The organism is Rhodococcus sp. NPDC003383, from assembly GCF_053589115.1.
Window position 1 is genome coordinate 85,986 of the sequence record NZ_JBSFRG010000022.1, and the last position, 15,570, is coordinate 101,555.

17 protein-coding genes are annotated in these 15,570 nt (G+C 67.7%); 9 read left to right on the forward strand and 8 right to left on the reverse strand.

Annotated elements, in window-relative coordinates:
- The first annotated feature begins 144 nt into the window (after positions 1 to 144).
- The 4 genes from ACWDTS_RS19180 to ACWDTS_RS19195 all read left to right on the forward strand — a co-directional run bounded on the left by ACWDTS_RS19180 (position 145) and on the right by ACWDTS_RS19195 (position 3,872).
- Positions 145 to 888 (forward strand): GNAT family N-acetyltransferase, encoded by a 744-nt coding sequence (locus tag ACWDTS_RS19180; protein WP_248674175.1) that lies wholly within the window; start codon positions 145 to 147, stop codon positions 886 to 888.
- A gap of 55 nt (positions 889 to 943) precedes the next feature.
- The gene (locus tag ACWDTS_RS19185) at positions 944 to 1,558 is read left to right on the forward strand and encodes a maleylpyruvate isomerase N-terminal domain-containing protein (RefSeq protein ID WP_450118817.1); all 615 of its coding nucleotides are present in this window, start codon (positions 944 to 946) and stop codon (positions 1,556 to 1,558) included.
- Between the two features lie 183 nt (positions 1,559 to 1,741).
- Positions 1,742 to 3,157, forward strand: coding sequence for a pyridoxal-phosphate dependent enzyme (locus tag ACWDTS_RS19190; RefSeq protein ID WP_450118818.1), 1,416 nt, complete (start codon positions 1,742 to 1,744; stop codon positions 3,155 to 3,157).
- A gap of 82 nt (positions 3,158 to 3,239) precedes the next feature.
- Positions 3,240 to 3,872 (forward strand): ribulose 1,5-bisphosphate carboxylase large subunit, encoded by a 633-nt coding sequence (locus ACWDTS_RS19195; protein WP_197251542.1) that lies wholly within the window; start codon positions 3,240 to 3,242, stop codon positions 3,870 to 3,872.
- A 48-nt stretch (positions 3,873 to 3,920) separates the two neighbouring features.
- Here ACWDTS_RS19195 and ACWDTS_RS19200 read toward each other — a convergent pair whose 3' ends face one another.
- From ACWDTS_RS19200 to ACWDTS_RS19220, 5 genes are all read right to left on the reverse strand, one after another.
- Positions 3,921 to 4,658: an SDR family NAD(P)-dependent oxidoreductase gene (locus ACWDTS_RS19200; protein ID WP_248674235.1), complete on the reverse strand. Its 738-nt coding sequence runs from the start codon at positions 4,656 to 4,658 to the stop codon at positions 3,921 to 3,923.
- A gap of 14 nt (positions 4,659 to 4,672) precedes the next feature.
- A complete protein-coding gene (locus ACWDTS_RS19205) occupies positions 4,673 to 5,704 on the reverse strand; it encodes a phosphotransferase family protein (protein ID WP_197251541.1) in 1,032 nt (343 codons plus the stop codon).
- Complete coding sequence (locus ACWDTS_RS19210) at positions 5,701 to 6,918, reverse strand: acyl-CoA dehydrogenase family protein (RefSeq protein WP_197251540.1); 1,218 nt, start codon at positions 6,916 to 6,918, stop codon at positions 5,701 to 5,703. Before ACWDTS_RS19210 ends, ACWDTS_RS19205 begins: the two co-directional genes overlap by 4 nt.
- Before the next feature lie 89 nt (positions 6,919 to 7,007).
- The gene (locus tag ACWDTS_RS19215; RefSeq protein WP_197251539.1) at positions 7,008 to 7,634 is read right to left on the reverse strand and encodes a TetR/AcrR family transcriptional regulator; all 627 of its coding nucleotides are present in this window, start codon (positions 7,632 to 7,634) and stop codon (positions 7,008 to 7,010) included.
- A 51-nt stretch (positions 7,635 to 7,685) separates the two neighbouring features.
- Entirely contained in the window at positions 7,686 to 8,813 is a 1,128-nt protein-coding gene (locus ACWDTS_RS19220) for an NDMA-dependent alcohol dehydrogenase (protein WP_248674177.1), read from the reverse strand.
- Positions 8,814 to 8,963: 150 nt separating this feature from the next.
- Here ACWDTS_RS19220 and ACWDTS_RS19225 point away from each other — a divergent pair, with 150 nt between their 5' ends.
- Both ACWDTS_RS19225 and ACWDTS_RS19230 read left to right on the forward strand, forming a co-directional pair.
- Positions 8,964 to 9,404 carry an SRPBCC family protein gene (locus ACWDTS_RS19225; protein WP_197251538.1) on the forward strand — a complete coding sequence of 147 codons (441 nt, stop codon included), beginning with the start codon at positions 8,964 to 8,966 and terminating at the stop codon, positions 9,402 to 9,404.
- 102 nt (positions 9,405 to 9,506) lie between these two features.
- Complete coding sequence (locus tag ACWDTS_RS19230; RefSeq protein WP_248674178.1) at positions 9,507 to 10,121, forward strand: dihydrofolate reductase family protein; 615 nt, start codon at positions 9,507 to 9,509, stop codon at positions 10,119 to 10,121.
- 198 nt (positions 10,122 to 10,319) lie between these two features.
- Here the strand turns inward: ACWDTS_RS19230 and ACWDTS_RS19235 are convergent, their stop codons facing one another.
- Positions 10,320 to 10,679, reverse strand: coding sequence for a CD225/dispanin family protein (locus ACWDTS_RS19235; RefSeq protein WP_450118819.1), 360 nt, complete (start codon positions 10,677 to 10,679; stop codon positions 10,320 to 10,322).
- Positions 10,680 to 10,819: 140 nt separating this feature from the next.
- Entirely contained in the window at positions 10,820 to 11,404 is a 585-nt protein-coding gene (locus ACWDTS_RS19240; protein ID WP_450118820.1) for a TetR/AcrR family transcriptional regulator, read from the reverse strand.
- A gap of 95 nt (positions 11,405 to 11,499) precedes the next feature.
- On the opposite strand from ACWDTS_RS19240, the gene ACWDTS_RS19245 reads away from it, so the two are divergent.
- From ACWDTS_RS19245 to ACWDTS_RS19255, 3 genes are read left to right on the forward strand one after another with little or no spacing between them, the layout of a single operon-like run.
- Positions 11,500 to 12,516 carry a hypothetical protein gene (locus tag ACWDTS_RS19245; protein ID WP_450118821.1) on the forward strand — a complete coding sequence of 339 codons (1,017 nt, stop codon included), beginning with the start codon at positions 11,500 to 11,502 and terminating at the stop codon, positions 12,514 to 12,516.
- A gap of 43 nt (positions 12,517 to 12,559) precedes the next feature.
- Entirely contained in the window at positions 12,560 to 13,642 is a 1,083-nt protein-coding gene (locus ACWDTS_RS19250) for a DNA polymerase III subunit beta family protein (protein WP_450118822.1), read from the forward strand.
- Entirely contained in the window at positions 13,626 to 14,132 is a 507-nt protein-coding gene (locus tag ACWDTS_RS19255; protein ID WP_450118823.1) for a hypothetical protein, read from the forward strand. The genes ACWDTS_RS19250 and ACWDTS_RS19255 overlap by 17 nt, the downstream gene beginning before the upstream one ends.
- Positions 14,133 to 14,144: 12 nt before the next feature.
- Here ACWDTS_RS19255 and ACWDTS_RS19260 read toward each other — a convergent pair whose 3' ends face one another.
- Entirely contained in the window at positions 14,145 to 15,017 is an 873-nt protein-coding gene (locus ACWDTS_RS19260) for an SGNH/GDSL hydrolase family protein (RefSeq protein ID WP_450118824.1), read from the reverse strand.
- Positions 15,018 to 15,570: the final 553 nt, after the last annotated feature.

The window sequence follows — 15,570 nt, forward strand, 5'->3', positions numbered from 1 at the left end:
CATCGACGGATGCAAACGTGAGATTACCGGCTCGATTTCCCGCTCGCCCCGAGCCGTCCTTCGGCCGCAGGCCCGTTGCGCGCAGCCTGAACAGAACCGGTGACAGGCGAAAGTTCCCGTGATCGAGTATCGAGCGTGCCCGAGGTGACCACAGCTTCTTCGACCACGATCGACACGACGGTGGACGAGGACGTCCACCCACTCGACGATCCCATCCGGCAGTCGCTGCGCGGAGTTCACGCGCATTTCGCGCGGTGGTCGGGTCGGATCGGCGGTTACCAACCGGACGTCGCGGGACACATCGGGCACCCGGCGGTGATGCGGGACGAGGATTGGGCGGATCTCGCCGCGCTCGTCGGACCGAGCACCGAGGTGGCGGTTCGCGGACCGGGACACGAGCCGCCGCAGGGCTGGGAGACGCTCGGCTCGTTCGGTCTCGTCCAGATGGACGGCACGGATCTGGTCGTCGAACCGGACCCCGACCTCGCGGTCCTCGGCACCGCCGACGTCCCGGAGATCCTCGATCTCGTGGCCCGCACCCGGCCGGGACCGTACCTTCCGCGGACCGTCGAGATGGGCACCTACCTGGGCATCAGGGTGGACGGGCGCCTGGTCGCGATGGCCGGGGAGCGTCTGCATCCGCCGGGATGGACCGAGATCAGCGCCGTGTGCACGGATGCCGAGTTCCGTGGGCGCGGGTTCGGCGCGCGCCTCGTGAGGGCCGTCGGTGCCGGGATCCGCGCACGCGGCGAGATCCCGTTCCTCCACGCGTCGGCGGCGAACACGACCGCGATCCGGCTCTACGAGAACCTGGGGTTCACCCTGCGCAAGCGATCCGTGTTGACGCGGGTGCGCACACCAGCCGAGCGGCCGATGGTCTGCCGGTAGAGGACATGCGTGGTTTCATTCTTCCGTCGGGTTCGATCTGTTCGACGGAGAAGACATGGAATCACCGGTAGCGACGTATGTGTCTGCGGTACGCAGTATCTCGGAGTTGGTCCGCACCGTTCCGGAGAACCGCTGGAGCGGACCGGGGCTCGGCGAGTGGGACCTTCGCTCCCTGATCGGTCACGCCTCGCGCTCACTGACGACGGTCATGACGTACATCGACAACTCTGCCGACGCCGAGGACATCGCGAGCCCGGAGCAGTACTACGAACGCGTGAAGGAGCTGTCCTCGGTTCTCGGCGCGGACGAGATACTCGAACGCGGCCGGCAGGCAGGTGCCGACCTCGGTGACGACCCGGTGGCGTCCGTCGATGCTCTTGCGAAGGCGGTGCTCGAGCGGCTCGGTGCCGGTGAGGATCGGCGGATCCGGGTGATCGGAGGGTTGGGGATCCGGCTGCATTCCTATCTCCCCACGCGAACCTTCGAGCTCGCCGTCCACGGCCTCGATATCGCCGCCGCCGCGGGTGTCCCCTACACGCCTCCCGACGATGTCCTGGTCGAGTCCACGCTGCTGGCGGCGAGAATCGCCGTAGCGCTCGGTGACGGGGCGACCGTACTGAGGGCGCTGACCGGTCGGATCTCCCTGCCCGGAGGCTATTCCGTCGTATAGCTGCGCAACCGGGTGCGCACGCCGGTCGGGCAACGGCCGGTCGGGCAACGGCCGGTCGGGCACCCAGAGCGGAATCCGACCACGGTGAGGCGAACCCTGTCGCCCGTGAAGGGAAGCTGACACGCTCCTCGTCGACGGAAACAGCACACCGACCGCTGTGGTCGATCCGAAGGGTGGACGACGATGACAATCCTCGAGGGGCAGGTGGAGGATCCTTCCACGCTCGGTGTCTTCGATTCGATCGCCGATGCCGTCGGCAACACGCCCCTCGTTCGGCTGAATGCGGTCACCGAGGGCATCGAGGCCGCCGTGTTCGCGAAACTGGAGTTCCTCAATCCCGGTGGGAACGTGAAGGATCGGGCAGCGCTGGCGATGATCCGAGCCGCGGAGGAATCGGGTGAACTCGGACCGGGCGGCACGATAGTGGAGGGGACATCCGGCAACACCGGTGTCGGACTGAGCCTGATCGCTGCCGCGCGGGGCTACCGCTCGGTCGTCGTGGTACCGGACAAGACCAGCGCGGAGAAGATCGCCCTCCTCCGTGCGCACGGTGCAACTGTGCACGTGACACCCGGTGGCCGACCCAGTCACCATCCGGACTTCGTGCGCAATGTGGCGGCCCGGTTGGCCTCCGAAATCCCCGGAGCCTGGCTCGCCGGGCAGTACGCCAATCCCGCCAACCCGGGCGCGCATCGCGCGACGACCGGCCCGGAGATCTGGCGCCAGACCCGTGGCCGCATCACCCATTTCGTCGCCGGTATCGGAACGGGCGGAACCATCACGGGCGCAGGTGAATATCTGTCTGCGGTATCCGAGGGCGCGGTCACGGTTGTCGGCGCCGACCCCGAGACCTCCGTTTACGGCGGCGGCGACGGACGCGCCTGGTACGTCGAAGCGGTCGGTCACTTCCTGCATCCGCAGACGGTGGTAGACGAGTGGCCGGACTCGTACCGGCCGGACGTCGTCGATCGGATCGAGCGGATCCCGGACGCCGAGGCGTTGTCGGTGGTGCACCGGCTGGCCCGGGAGGAAGGCTTGCTCGTCGGGGGCTCCGCCGGCACCGCGGTCGCAGCGGCCCTCCGTGTCGCGAGGACGCTCGGACCCGACGACGTGGTGGTCGTGATCGTGCCCGATTCCGGGCGGTCGTACCTGTCCAAGTACTTCGACGACGAATGGCTCGGCCGACTCGGATTCACCCTGTTCCACGGCGTGTCGGAACCCACCGTGAAAGAAATCCTCGGACGGTTCGGCACCCCTGTTCGTACCGTGCCGTCCGACGCGACGGTTGCGCAGGCGCGGGACGTGCTTGCCGATGCCCCGGCACTGCCGGTCGTGCTGGCTCGCCCGGCCGCAGGCGGCACGGTCGTCGCGGAGGTCTTCGGTTCCGTCTCCGCGGCAACGCTGGCCGCTGCTCCTGTGGACGATCCGATCGGCGACCACCTCGAACCGCCGCTTCCCGTGGTGGGTGTCACCGAGTCCGCGATCGCCGCGTTGCACAGGATCGGTGACCACGACGGCGCGGTCGTCGTCGCCCGTGACGGACGCGCAACCCGGCTCGTGGACGCGAGCATCCTCCGCGATCCGGTGCCGGGACACTGAGAGGCCCGGCCCGCACCGGTTGCTCGGCGTCCTTCCCGACTCCTCCGCAAGGGGCGTGACAGCCGTCCGGCAGGATGAGCGCATGTTGTCGCTTTTCGCCGTTCCCCTCGGTGCCGCCCGCGGCGTTCTGGACAGGACCGTGGAGGTCGCCGAGTTCGCGGTGTCCGTCCCGGGCCGCGTCGTGAATCTGCTCGAAACGACCGAGGCCCTGGTGGCACGTATCGACAACGTGGTCACCGATGCGCGCGAGATCGTCGCGCGGATCGACGATGTGGTCACCGACGCCCGCGCGACCGTCGGTCGGGTCGACGCGGTCGTCGACCGCAGCTCCGCGGTGGTCGTGGAGGTGACCGCCGTCGCGGACAGTGCGCAGGAGGTGGTGGCCTCCGTTGCCCGTACGTCCGAAACGGCGAGCGAGCTGCTCGACACCTACGCGCCGGTGGCCCGGCAGGCGGCTCCGCTCGCCACCCAGTTCATCGAGGAGCTCAGCGCCGAGGAAGTGCACGCGGCGGTCGTGCTGCTCGATCAGCTGCCCGAGCTCGCGGATCGGATGACGGCACTGATGCCGATCCTCGGCACCCTCGAGACCGTCGCCCCGGAGATCCACGAACTGCTCGGGGTCGCGAAGGACGTGCGGCAGGCGATCGTCGGCGTGCCGGGATTCAGCTTCCTGCGCCGACGCGGCGAGGAGAAGGAGAACGGCGACGACGCCTGACCGTGTGCGCGGTCAGGCGTCGTTGAAGTTCACCGTCGGTTCGGGGATCTATGCCCGGTAGCCGTCCGTCCCGGCCCGGCTGAGCACGAGCCGCGACAGGACCGCTCGCGAGGACAGCTTGAGCAACGCGTCGACGATTTCGACGACGTCGTTCACCTCGAGCATCTCGTTCGCGGGGATCTTCTCCTTGATCCAATCCGACATGTCGGTGTCGACGTAGGCCGGGGCGATCGCCGACGCGCTGATCCCGTTGGCCGATTCCTCGGCGTTGAGAGTTTCGACGAGGGAGATGAGCGCGGCCTTCGTCGCACCGTAGACGGACAGCCCCGGTTCCGAATACACGCCGGTGATCGACGACAGCGCAATCACTTTCGCACCACGATCCGGCTGGGCAGCGGCGGCGGAACGCAGCAGCGGCAGCGATGCCTGCAGCAGCGCGAACGGTGCGGCCAGATTCACCGCGAGGGTCTTGTCGAAGCGGCGCATCGGGAACTCGGCGATGTTGCCGGCGGTGCCCACACCCGCGTTGAGCACGAGAGCCCGCATGGTCCCGAAGGTTTCCTCGTGGGCACCGACGACCTGCACGGCGGCGGCCGGGTCGGTGAGATCGACGGCGACGGACCGCACCTCAGGTGCACCCGCTTCGAGCAGTTGCGCGGCGACCTTGTCGAGGCGCTCCGGGTCACGGGCGCTGATGGTCAGCCCGTAGCCCTGCTCGGCGAGGCGGATGGCGACCCCGAGTCCGATTCCGCGGGAAGCGCCGGTGATCAGCGCGCTGCGGTTCAGCTTGCTATCGGAGCTCACGACGTCTGTCCTTTCAGCGCAGCGAGGCCGGCGGCCACGAACGCGGGGACGGAGTCCCCGGCCTTGTCGAATCCGTCACCGATGGTCGCGCCGGCGCGCCAACGGTGGTCGATGCCCTGGGCGATCACTGCGAGCTTGAAGTTTGCAAGGGCGAGATAGAAATTCCAGTGCGGGATGTCGCGTCCGGTCGCGACCGCGTACTTCTGGGCGAGGTCGTCGGTGGACGGCAGCCGCGGACTGGTCCACGCGGCGGGCATGCCGAGCACCAGGTCGAGCGCGGGATTGCGGTACACGCACATCAGCGCGAGGTCGGTGAACGGGTCTCCGAGCGTCGCCAGCTCCCAGTCGACCACGGCCACAACCTTTCCCACGTCGTCGCCGGCGAGGATGGTGTTGTCGATGCGGTAGTCGCCGTGGACGATGGACGGCGCGGGCGATTCGGGGATCGAGTCGGCCAACGCCGCGTGCAGCCGGTCGATGTCGGGCAGGTCGCGGGACTTGACCCGCTCCCACTGCCCGGCCCACAGCTTCACCTGCCGGGTCACGTAGCCGTCCGGGCGACCGAACTCACCCAGCCCGGCGGCGCGGTAGTCGACATTGTGCAGTGCGACGAGTACGCGCACGAGTTCGTCGGTGCACGACTCGATTTCGGCATCGCTGAGGGCGTCGAGATCGTCCTTGCTGCGAATCACCTGGCCGTCGACACGCTCGACGACGGTGAACGGAGCACCCATCACCGCGTCGTCCTCGCACAGCGCGACCGTGCGCGCGACCGGGACGGCGGAGTTCTGCAGCGCATCCGCGACGCGGTATTCACGGGCGACGTCGTGCGCCGACGGGGTGAGCCCCGCGGTGGGGGGACGACGCAGCACCCAGTCGGACACGCCGTCCGAGATGCCGTAGGTGAGGTTCGATTTGCCGCCGGAGATCAGTTCGGCGCGCAATTCGCCGCCGACGGGAACTCCGGAGGATTCGAGGAAGCGTTGCAGGGCAGGAAGATCCAGTCCCTCGTGCTTCACGGCCGTCACGACTGCGCCGCCTTCGCGGCAGCGGCCTTGCGGGCGGCGCCGACGGTGCGCTTGGCGATGGCCCAGCGGTGCACCTCGGACGGCCCGTCGTACACGCGGAACGGGCGGACCTCGCGGGACAGGCGCGCGAGCGGCAGGTCCTCGGACACGCCCAGCCCGCCGCACATCTGCACCGAACGGTCCACGATGCGGAAGATGGCCTCGGCCGCGAAGGTCTTGGCGATGGAGGTCTCGTTCCCCGCGTGCGATCCGCCGTCGAGCGCCCAGCACGCCTGCACGAGCAGAGCGCGAGTGGCGGCGATGTCGATCTCGTTGTCGGCGATCATCTTCTGGATCATGCCGAGGTCGCCGAGACGAGAACCGAAACCCTCGCGTTCGGCGACGTAGCCGACGGCGACGTCGTGGCCGCGGCGGGCGGCGCCGAGCCAGCGCATCACGTGCGTCATGCGGGCGGGTCCGAGGCGGACCTGTGCGTAGGCGAAGCCCTGGTCGACCTCACCGAGCACCGCGGAATCCGGAACGAAGACGTCCTCGAAGAAGACCTCGCAGTGGCCGCCGATCATCGACTTGTCGAGGGTGTTGATGTGGCGGCCGACCTTCAGTCCGGGGGTGTCGGCGGGGGCGAGGAACATCGTCGCGCCGCCGCGCTGGCCGGGCTCGCCGGACGTGCGGGCCATGATGATGAAGAATCCGGCTCCGTCGGCTCCGGTGATGAAGTGCTTGTGGCCGTTGATCTTCCATCCACCAGCGACCTTCTCGGCCCGGGTGCGCAGCGCATTGGGATCGGCACCCGCGCCGGGAGCGGGTTCGGTCATGGCGAACGCGGAGCGGGTGTCACCAGCCGCGAGCGGTGCCAGGAACTGCTGCTTCTGCTCGTCGGTGGCGATGTGCGCGAGCATGTGCATGTTGCCCTCGTCGGGCGCGGCGATGTTCAGCGCGATCGGCCCGAACAGGGAGTAGCCCGCCGCCTCGAACACCGGGGCACGATCGACCATGCCGAGTCCGTGACCGCCGTACTCGACCGCCACGTGCGGGGCGAAGACACCGGCTTCCTTGGCCGCCTTCTGCAGCTCGATGCGGGCAGCCTCGCCGCCGGCCGCGGCGATGTCACCGCCGTGGGCATCCTCGACGGGCAATACCACGTCGCGGATGAAGTCCTCGGTCTTCGCGACCAGGTCGACCACCTGATCGGGATACGACAAATCGACAGCCATCGCGCACTCCTTCCGTCACCGACCGATCGATCGCTCGGTCGTATCCACGGTGACACATCGACACCGGAAGGGTCAACCCTGGGGCGAAGTCAGCGAGCGCCGACGGCGCTGCGTGCGATGGCCAGATACCGCTCGACGATCTCGTCCGGCGGCAACGGACCGTCGGCCCGATACCAACTGGCCACCGCCACGCACATCGTCGTCACGGCCCGGCTCGCGTCCTCCGGATAGGGCGTCGTGAACTCTCCCGCAGCGACGCCGTCACGCACGATCTCGTCGACCATGCGCTGCTGGGTGTCCCTCAGTGCGACGAATGCCTCCCGGCTCTCGGGTTCCATGCTGCGCATCTCGGTGGATGCGATGAATGCCTCGTTGCGCCGGAACATGTGGAATCGCAGCAGCGACTCGACGACCGCATCGAACCGCTCCGACGGTGTCGGGCCCGCCTCGGCGAGAGCCCGGCGACTGCGGTCGAGCAGGTCGTTCATCACCGTCGTGGTCAGCGACATCAGCAGCGCTTGCTTCGACGGATAGTGGTGATAGAGCCCGGGAACCGAGAGTCCTGCACGCGAGGCGATCTCACGGATCGAGGTGCCGTCGTAGCCACGTTCGGCGAACGCCTCGAGCGCAGCTACCAGCGGTTTCGGCAGCACCGCCGGTTCGTACGTCCGCCACGAGCCGGGACTGCCGGCGTCGGTTTCCTCTCGGGTGTCCATGGAGACACCGTAGGCGACGCCGGCAGCCCCGTTCGACCGTCCGCGCAGGAATCAGTAGTCGTTGTCGCCGTACAGGACGACCCCGCGCAGGTTCTTCCCGTCGTGCATGTCCGCGTAGCCCTGGTTGATGTCCTCGAGCTTGTACGTCGTGGTGACCAGGCCGTCGAGTTCGAGTTGCCCGCTGCGGTACAGGTCGAGCAGCTTCGGGATCTGCGATCGTGGTCCGACGCCACCGAAGATGGCACCCTGCAGGCGCTTCTGCAGGAGGGTGAGCTCGAACAGGCTCAACGTGACCTGGGTGTCGGTCGCCGCACCCATACCGGTCACGACGACCTGGCCGCCCTTGGCGGTCAGCCCCAGAGCCGGCGCGATCATGTCACCGTGGATCTCGCCGACGGTGATGATCGTGACCTCTGCCATTGCGCCCCAGGTGATCTCGCTGATGACCGGGGCTGCCTCCTCGATCGACGCGAACGTGTGGGTGGCGCCGAATTCGACGGCCTTGTCGCGCTTGAACTGCACCGGGTCGATCGCCACGACGTGCCGCGCGCCCGCGTGGGCCGCGCCCTGTACCGAGTTGATACCGACACCGCCGACGCCGATCACGACGACGGTGTCGCCGACCTGGGTGCCACCGATCGCAGTGGCCGATCCCCACCCGGTGGCGACACCGCAGCCGAGCAGCGCCGCCTTCTCGAGCGGGATATCTTTCTCGATCTTGATGACGGAGGCTTCGTTGACGGTGACGTACGGCGCGAACGTGCCCAGCAGGCACATCTGGATGACCGGTTCGCCGCGCAGGCTCACCCGATATGAGCCGTCCGAGATGGCCTGACCGGTGAGCAGACCCGCACCCAGGTCGCAGATGTTCTGCAGGCCCTTCGCACACGACCGGCAACGGCCGCACGCGGGAATGAACGCGAGGACAACGTGGTCGCCCTCCTCGAGGTTCGTCACGCCGGGCCCGACCTTGGTGACGACGCCGGCGCCCTCGTGGCCACCGAGGATCGGGTAGAAGGGCAGCGGCGTCGCTCCGCTGCGGAGGTGTTCGTCGGAATGGCACAGACCGGACGCGGCCAGGCGGACCTGCACCTCACCGGCGACCGGGTCACCCAGGTCGATCTCGTCGATTTCCCAGGGCTGACCGATTCCCTTCAACACTGCGGCCTTGATCTTCACGAACCCCTCCATCGGTTGCTTGTGTGACACGCGTCACCGCGAGTGAAACAGGCGGACAGAGGTTCGGCAGCAAAATCGCCGAACCGTTTTCCTCCGTCCAACTTCCCGCTACAGTCGGTAACAGTAATTTGCGTCACGAAGGGTTCGACGATGTTCCACGTCCGGCACAGCGCCGTCGCCGCAGTTCCTCTGGATATCGCGTTCGCATACGTGGACGATCACCGCACGGTCCCCGAGTGGATGTTCGGGGTCAGCCGGTTCGAGCCGGTCGGGGCCCAGGTCAGCGGGCTCGGCGCGGTCTTCGACGCCGCGATGCAGATCGGCCCGAAGAGCCTCGACACCCGCCTCGAGGTCGTCGAATGGGAACGCGACCGCATCATCGTGCTCAACTCGGTCGCGGGTTTCCGCACGTCGTCGAGTTGGACCTTCACCGACCTCGGCGACTCCTCCCGGCTCGACGTCGACTTCGGGTACGAGCTGCCCGGCGGCCTCGCCGGGCGCGCGCTGGGGATGCTCATCGAACCGGTCGTCGGCACCGCGGTCCGCCAGACCGAGCAGGCGCTGCGCACGCGCCTCGGCCAGTTGGTCTGATCAGAAGTTGCCGCGGGCGGCTGCTTTCGCCTATCGCCGCCCCGATGAATTCCGCTCCGCCCGGCGGTCTGATCCCTGTGGAACCCCCGAAGGGAGAAGCGGATGAAACTCACGGTGACCACGTTCGTCTCGATCGACGGAGTCGCACAGGGTCCGGGCGGACCCGAGGAGGATCTCAGCGGTGGCTTCGAGCGCGGTGGTTGGGTGGTGCCGCTGTTCGACGACGACACCGGCGCCTTCATCGAGGAAGTGTTCGGCCGGGTCGATGCGTTCCTGCTCGGCAGGAAGACCTACGACATCTTCGCCGCGTCGTGGCCGAACGCCACCGACCCCGACGACATCGTCGCCAACCGGCTCAACACCCTGCCCAAGTTCGTCGCCTCCACCACGCTGACCGACCCGAAGTGGGGACCGACCACCGTACTCGACGACGACATCGTGTCTGCCGTGGCCGAGCTGAAGACCCGTCCCGGTCGTGAACTACAGGTTCACGGCAGTCTCGAGCTCGTGCGCACGCTCCACGAACACGATCTCGTGGACGAGTACAACCTGCTGACGTTCCCGGTCGTCGTCGGTCAGGGTCGCCGGCTGTTCGCCGAACGCGGTCTCGATACCCGGATGTCGCTCGTCGAGTCGCGCAGCACGAGCACGGGCGTGATCATCGCGGTGTACCGGCGGGAAGGGCGTGCCGAATTCGGAACGATGGAAGTCGAGTGAGTTCGATCCGGTCGGGAACTCGGTGAGCCCAGTGACACCCGGTTCGTGCTCACCCCTCCTCGAGCACGAATCATGCTGGGCTACAGAAACTCTGATGTTCCCGACCGGATCAGCCGACCGGCCGAACCCTCCCCCGGTTTCGACCGGCCGGACGCTATCGATACGGATGTTTCGACGTCGACGCCGACCCACCGACGGTCAGCGGTAGGAGTAGTCCGAGTACGACGGGAGATCGTTCATCGCCGACATGGCAGCGGCGAAGATGACCACGTAGAACACGATCAGCGCGACGACGAAGATCGCCCACACGAGCAACGCGATCCTGCCGAGTCGCTTCGCGCTCGCCGACGCCGCCTGCGCACCCGCGTAATCGCCCATCGCCCACAGCGGGTACACCTTCGCGGCATGCGAGAACGCCGAGAACGCGAGCGGCCAGAAGAAGATCAGTGCCGCGACCGCCCAGCCCGTGTTCTGCGGCGGCAGCGCCGGGCGGATCTGCTCGACGGGAGCGTTGTACTGGAATCCGCCGGGCCGAATGTTCTGAGTCTGTTGAGCCATGTCGCCTCCGTGTGCATCCGTGTTGCCGTTCGTCCGAAGATGAGATGCAGCGGCGATGAGAAATGTTCCCGCGACTTTGTGGGCCTTCGGCCCCGGTGTGCCTTTCTGGCGGTCAGGGCCGCCAGAAAGGCACACCGTCGTCACAACGCCGCGCGCGCTCCGGCGATGTACGCCTCGGCGTCGAAGTCCTCGATCAACGCTTTCTGGACGATGAATCCCTGGGCGATACCCAGAACGATCGGCGCGAATTCGGTTGCCCAGGTATGCGAGTCGGTTTCGATCGCGGACGGATGCTCCTCGGCCCACGCGGCGAGCAGGTCCGTCACGAGGGCGCGCAGTCGGCCGAAGACCGTGCGGACGAGTGCACCGATTTCAGGATCGATCGTGCCGGCCGCCCACAGCTGGAGGACAGCACTGACGGCTTTGCCTTCGTCGAGTCGGTGCAGGAGTGCGGCGACGATATCGCCGGGACCTTCGATCTCGAAGCCGCTGTCGTCGATGAGGGCGCGACCTCGGTCGCCGAGTACGTGGTCGGCGACCGCGACGAACAGTTCCTGCTTGCCGCCACCGAAGTAGCCGTAGATCGCGCCGGCCGACAGGCCGGATTCGGTGATGATGTCGGCCATCGTCGTGCGCTGATATCCCGAGCGGGTGAAGCAGCGCAGAGCGGCGTCGATGATTTCCGCGCGCCGCGCGACACGATGCGCCTCGCTGACCCTGGGCACGACCGAGCCCCTCCGTTTCATGTGCGGTGTTGACAGCCCACCCTATCCGAACGAACTATAGAGAACGAATATTCGTTTTGGATAGGAGCGAGCACATGGGCAACACCTCTTCCCCTCCCGCTTCCAACGCGTTCGCGCGTGCCGTCGCGCTGGCTGTGGGGGCCGCTGTGGTGGTGGGCGTGATCCTCCTGGCGTTCGCTTGGCCGGCCGTCACGTCGGAACCCCGCGACCTCCCCGTCGCGATCGCGGGACCGGAAGCCGCGATCGCACAGGTCACCGGTGTCGTCGCGGCACAGGCCGGCGAGACGCTCGCCCCCACGCCCGTGAGCGATCGCGCGGCCGCGATCGGCGCCATCGAAAGGCGTGAGGTCTACGGTGCGATCGTCCTCGGCTCCGCACCCGGCGCAGCCCCCGAGATCCTCGTCGCCACGGCCGCGAATGCCCAGGTGGCCCAGATGCTTCAGACGATGGGCGCGCAGATGGGTCAGCAGACCGGTGCGACCGTCAGGGTGACCGATGTCGTTCCGTTCGCCGAGTCCGATCCGCGCGGCGCGAAAATGTCGGCGGCCGCGTTCCCGCTGGTGCTCGGTGGAATGGCCGGTGCGGTGCTCATCTCGATCGCGATCGCTACCGCCTTGCCGCGCGTCGTAGCCCTCGTGGCGTATGCGGTCGCGGCCGGATTGCTGCTCGCCGGCATCCTCCATGGCTGGTTCGGTGGGCTCCAAGGCAACTACTGGGTCAATGCCGCTGCGATCGGGTTGACGGTGGTCGCGATCTCCGCGCCGATCGTTGGGCTGCGGAGCCTTATCGGTATGCCCGGTATCGGTGTCGGGGCGTTGCTGATGATGCTGATCGCGAACCCGATCTCCGCCACCGCGATGCCGGTCGAGTTCATCCTCGCCCCGTGGGGTGCGATCGGGCAGTGGTTCCCGCCAGGCGCGGGCGCGACCCTGCTGCGGGAACTGTCGTACTTCCCCGACGCGAACACCGCGTTCCCGTGGACGGTCCTGGTCGTGTGGGCGGCAGCCGGTGTGCTGTTGACGTGCATCGCCGCCGCGCGGGAATCGAAGGTCGTCGTCGACGAGACCGAGGAACTCGCAACCGTCGGCTGATCGGAATTGAGTTTCACGTTGGTTGAGACTCGATGATGGCGTGGTGCAACCTTCTGATCTCATGTCGATCGGGGTCTTCGCCGGGCGTTCCGGCCTGACCCCGAGCGCGCTGCGGTTCTACGCCGACTCCGAGCTGTTGGTGCCGGCCGAGGTCGATCCCATATCGGGTTACCGCTTCTACCGTCCCGAGCAGCTGCCCCGCGCGGACATGCTCCGGCAGCTCCGTGAGATCGGCATGCCGCTGGCGTCGGTCAGAGCAGCCTTGGACGCGGGACCGGCCGAGGCGGCCCGGATAATCGACCAACACGTCGCGAAGGTGCTCGAGGATGCCGCTGCAGCGCGACGGCAAGCCGCTCGACTCACCGCCGCGCTGATCGATGCACCCGGCATTCCGATCGCCACGCTGAAGGGACCGGTGCTGGCCGCCGCGGTCGAACAGGTCTCGAGCGCGACAGCGCGGGAGCCATCGATGCCGGTGCTCGACGGCATCCACATCGAGGCCGGTCCGCACGCGATCACCCTGACCGCAACCGATCGGTACCGGCTCTCGACGCGCACCCTGGTGCCCGACGAACCGACGGCTGCCACCTGGTCTGCGACGGTCGATGCAGGAGACCTGCGTGCCGCGGCGAACGAGATGCGCCGCTGCGCAACAGTCCACGTGGAGGCGTCGGCGCGCGGAATCCGGTTGAGGGTCGCGGAGCGCGACGATCTGCACTGCAGGCTCGTCGCCGAGCCCTTCCCCGACTATCGGGCGATGCTCGCGAACCTACCGGAACCCACCACTCGGGTGACCGTCGCCAAGTACGCGCTCCTGCGCGCGCTGGAGGACAGCACCGGCGAGCACATCACGCTGAGCGTGACCGACGGCGCTCCCGAATTCCTCACCGGCGACGAACAATCCCTCGGATCCCTGGACGCCAGGGCGACGGGAGCGAACATCCGAATCTCGTTCCGGCTCACGACGTTCTACCCGGCGATCAGTACCGCGATCGGTCCGGACGTGATGCTGGATCTTCGGGGGTGGGACCTGCCCGTCACGGTGCGGTCCGCCGACCGCGGCGACCTCACGACCCTCGCCATGCCCATCGACCCCGAGGAGCATCCCGATGACCGTCTCCGCTGATCCCGACCCGACCATGGACGCCATCGCGCACGCCGTCACCGAAGGACGATCCGGAGACCCCGCAGCCGCCCGAGAACAGTTGCTGGCCTTGTGGTCCGAGATCAGTGTCCTCGGCGACCCACTGCACCGCTGCACACTCGCGCACTATCTGGCCGACCTCTACGCCGATCCCGCACAAGCCCTGGCCTGGGACATACGCGCCCTCGACGCAGCCGATGCCGTGACCGAGCAACGAGTGCAAGAACACCACGCCGATCTGCACATCGCCGGCTTCTATCCGTCACTGCACCTGAACCTGGCCGACAACTTCCGTCGACTCGGCTCTTTCGATGCTGCCGCCGATCACCTCGCCGCAGCCCGCAAGCACGCGCCGAACCTGCCGGACGGGCCGTACGGCGACACCATTCGGGCCGCCATCGACGAGGTCGGCGACGCCATCGTCAGGAAGGACCGTATGCAACGCGCCTCCGCGCCCGGCACTTCCGTATAACGACGCGGAGGTTCAGCGACGCACCACACCGAGCACCCGACGCGCCATGTGCGCCATGCCTGCGGCGTTCGGGTGCAACGCGCTCGACGACGGGCCCGCCTGGTGCCCCTCGAACCATCGTTGCCCGGGAGCGGCGCACGCGTCGTGCCCTTCCGCCCCTGCGGTGACGTCGACGAACTCAGCACCGGCGGTCGCGGCCGCCGTGGCCAGGACGCCGTTCATCATTGCGAAGAAGCCCTTCGCCCAGACTGCGTCGGCGTCGCTGATCGGGAGGTTCGGCCAGCATCCGCGATCACCGAAAATTCCACCGTGCCCGACCAGCACGATGCGCGCAGCCGGCGCCTTCAACCTGATCGCGGCGATGGTCGACCACACCTTCGGACCGAGTCCGGCGAGTGCGGTCAGCGCCCGGCCGCTCACTGCCGGATCGTTTCGGCATCCGGCGTCACCGCCGGGCGTAGCGGCGTAGCACTGGGAAACCAATGTGGGCCAGCTGATGTCGTTGCCACCGATGCTGAGCGTCACGAGTGTGGTGTCCGACGGCATCTGCTCGATCTGCGGCGGCACCGGCCCCTTCGACGTGTGCTGCGGCGTGTTCGTCACGTGCACGGTGTGCGCTCCGGTGCACGACAGGTTATGGAACGACGCCGCGCCCACCCCCTGCGCGACGAGCATCGGATAGCCGAGGTCGGAGCGTTGGCACGCGTTGGTCTGCGCAACCTGGTCGAGGGATGGCCCGGCGGCCCTGGAGTCTCCGAGCGCGACGTACCGCACACCACCGTTCGCAGGGACGGCAGATGCCGTGGCCGGAAGCGCGAACGAGACAGCGGCGGTGGTCGCGACGACGGCGGCGGTGACGGCGGCGCGGATTCCAACGGGCTTCATGATCAGCAGTATCTGTGACGAGCACCGTGACGACGGGGAGATTGGGCGTCGCGTTTCTGTGTCCGGGAACAACGAGCGCAGGTGCCGCACCCGTTTTTCCGCAGGTGCCGCACCCGTTTTCCGAGCGAGCGGCACATTCAGTCGATCTGAGGAGACAAGCGGTACATTCGCTCGGACGCGGCTCTCACGACAGCGACACGCCGACACGCATAGAACAGCCGTTCGAGTTGACCGACCCCGCCTCGCGTGGCACCATCCCAAGATCACCTGAAAACAGGTCGACCCCGGCCGGTGCGCCAACACCGATCCGGGGTCTGGGCACACGACAGAAGAGAGCTGTCATGCACCGTAGGCTGGATTCTATCCACGCGCCCGATCGAGGCGCGCATCGGCGAGCGACTCCGCTCGATCCCCTGTCGACGACCTGACACGTCCGCCCTTCGACCCCGCCGGTCGAAGGGCCACAGGCGTTTCACTTACACGGTTGTGCACGAGGGCCGTTCCGGTAACCGAGGCATGACCGTGCCCGTCGCTACCCTCCCGTAGTCCGACG

What these genes read in the sequence shown, in the direction of transcription:
- ACWDTS_RS19185 (WP_450118817.1), top strand. Translation starts at nt 944, where the DNA reads ATGGAATCACCGGTAGCGACGTATGTGTCTGCGGTACGCAGTATCTCG.
- ACWDTS_RS19190 (WP_450118818.1), top strand. Translation starts at nt 1,742, where the DNA reads ATGACAATCCTCGAGGGGCAGGTGGAGGATCCTTCCACGCTCGGTGTC.
- ACWDTS_RS19195 (WP_197251542.1), top strand. Translation starts at nt 3,240, where the DNA reads ATGTTGTCGCTTTTCGCCGTTCCCCTCGGTGCCGCCCGCGGCGTTCTG.
- ACWDTS_RS19210 (WP_197251540.1), bottom strand. Translation starts at nt 6,918, where the DNA reads ATGGCTGTCGATTTGTCGTATCCCGATCAGGTGGTCGACCTGGTCGCG.
- ACWDTS_RS19215 (WP_197251539.1), bottom strand. Translation starts at nt 7,634, where the DNA reads ATGGACACCCGAGAGGAAACCGACGCCGGCAGTCCCGGCTCGTGGCGG.
- ACWDTS_RS19225 (WP_197251538.1), top strand. Translation starts at nt 8,964, where the DNA reads ATGTTCCACGTCCGGCACAGCGCCGTCGCCGCAGTTCCTCTGGATATC.
- ACWDTS_RS19230 (WP_248674178.1), top strand. Translation starts at nt 9,507, where the DNA reads ATGAAACTCACGGTGACCACGTTCGTCTCGATCGACGGAGTCGCACAG.
- ACWDTS_RS19235 (WP_450118819.1), bottom strand. Translation starts at nt 10,679, where the DNA reads ATGGCTCAACAGACTCAGAACATTCGGCCCGGCGGATTCCAGTACAAC.
- ACWDTS_RS19245 (WP_450118821.1), top strand. Translation starts at nt 11,500, where the DNA reads ATGGGCAACACCTCTTCCCCTCCCGCTTCCAACGCGTTCGCGCGTGCC.
- ACWDTS_RS19255 (WP_450118823.1), top strand. Translation starts at nt 13,626, where the DNA reads ATGACCGTCTCCGCTGATCCCGACCCGACCATGGACGCCATCGCGCAC.
- ACWDTS_RS19260 (WP_450118824.1), bottom strand. Translation starts at nt 15,017, where the DNA reads ATGAAGCCCGTTGGAATCCGCGCCGCCGTCACCGCCGCCGTCGTCGCG.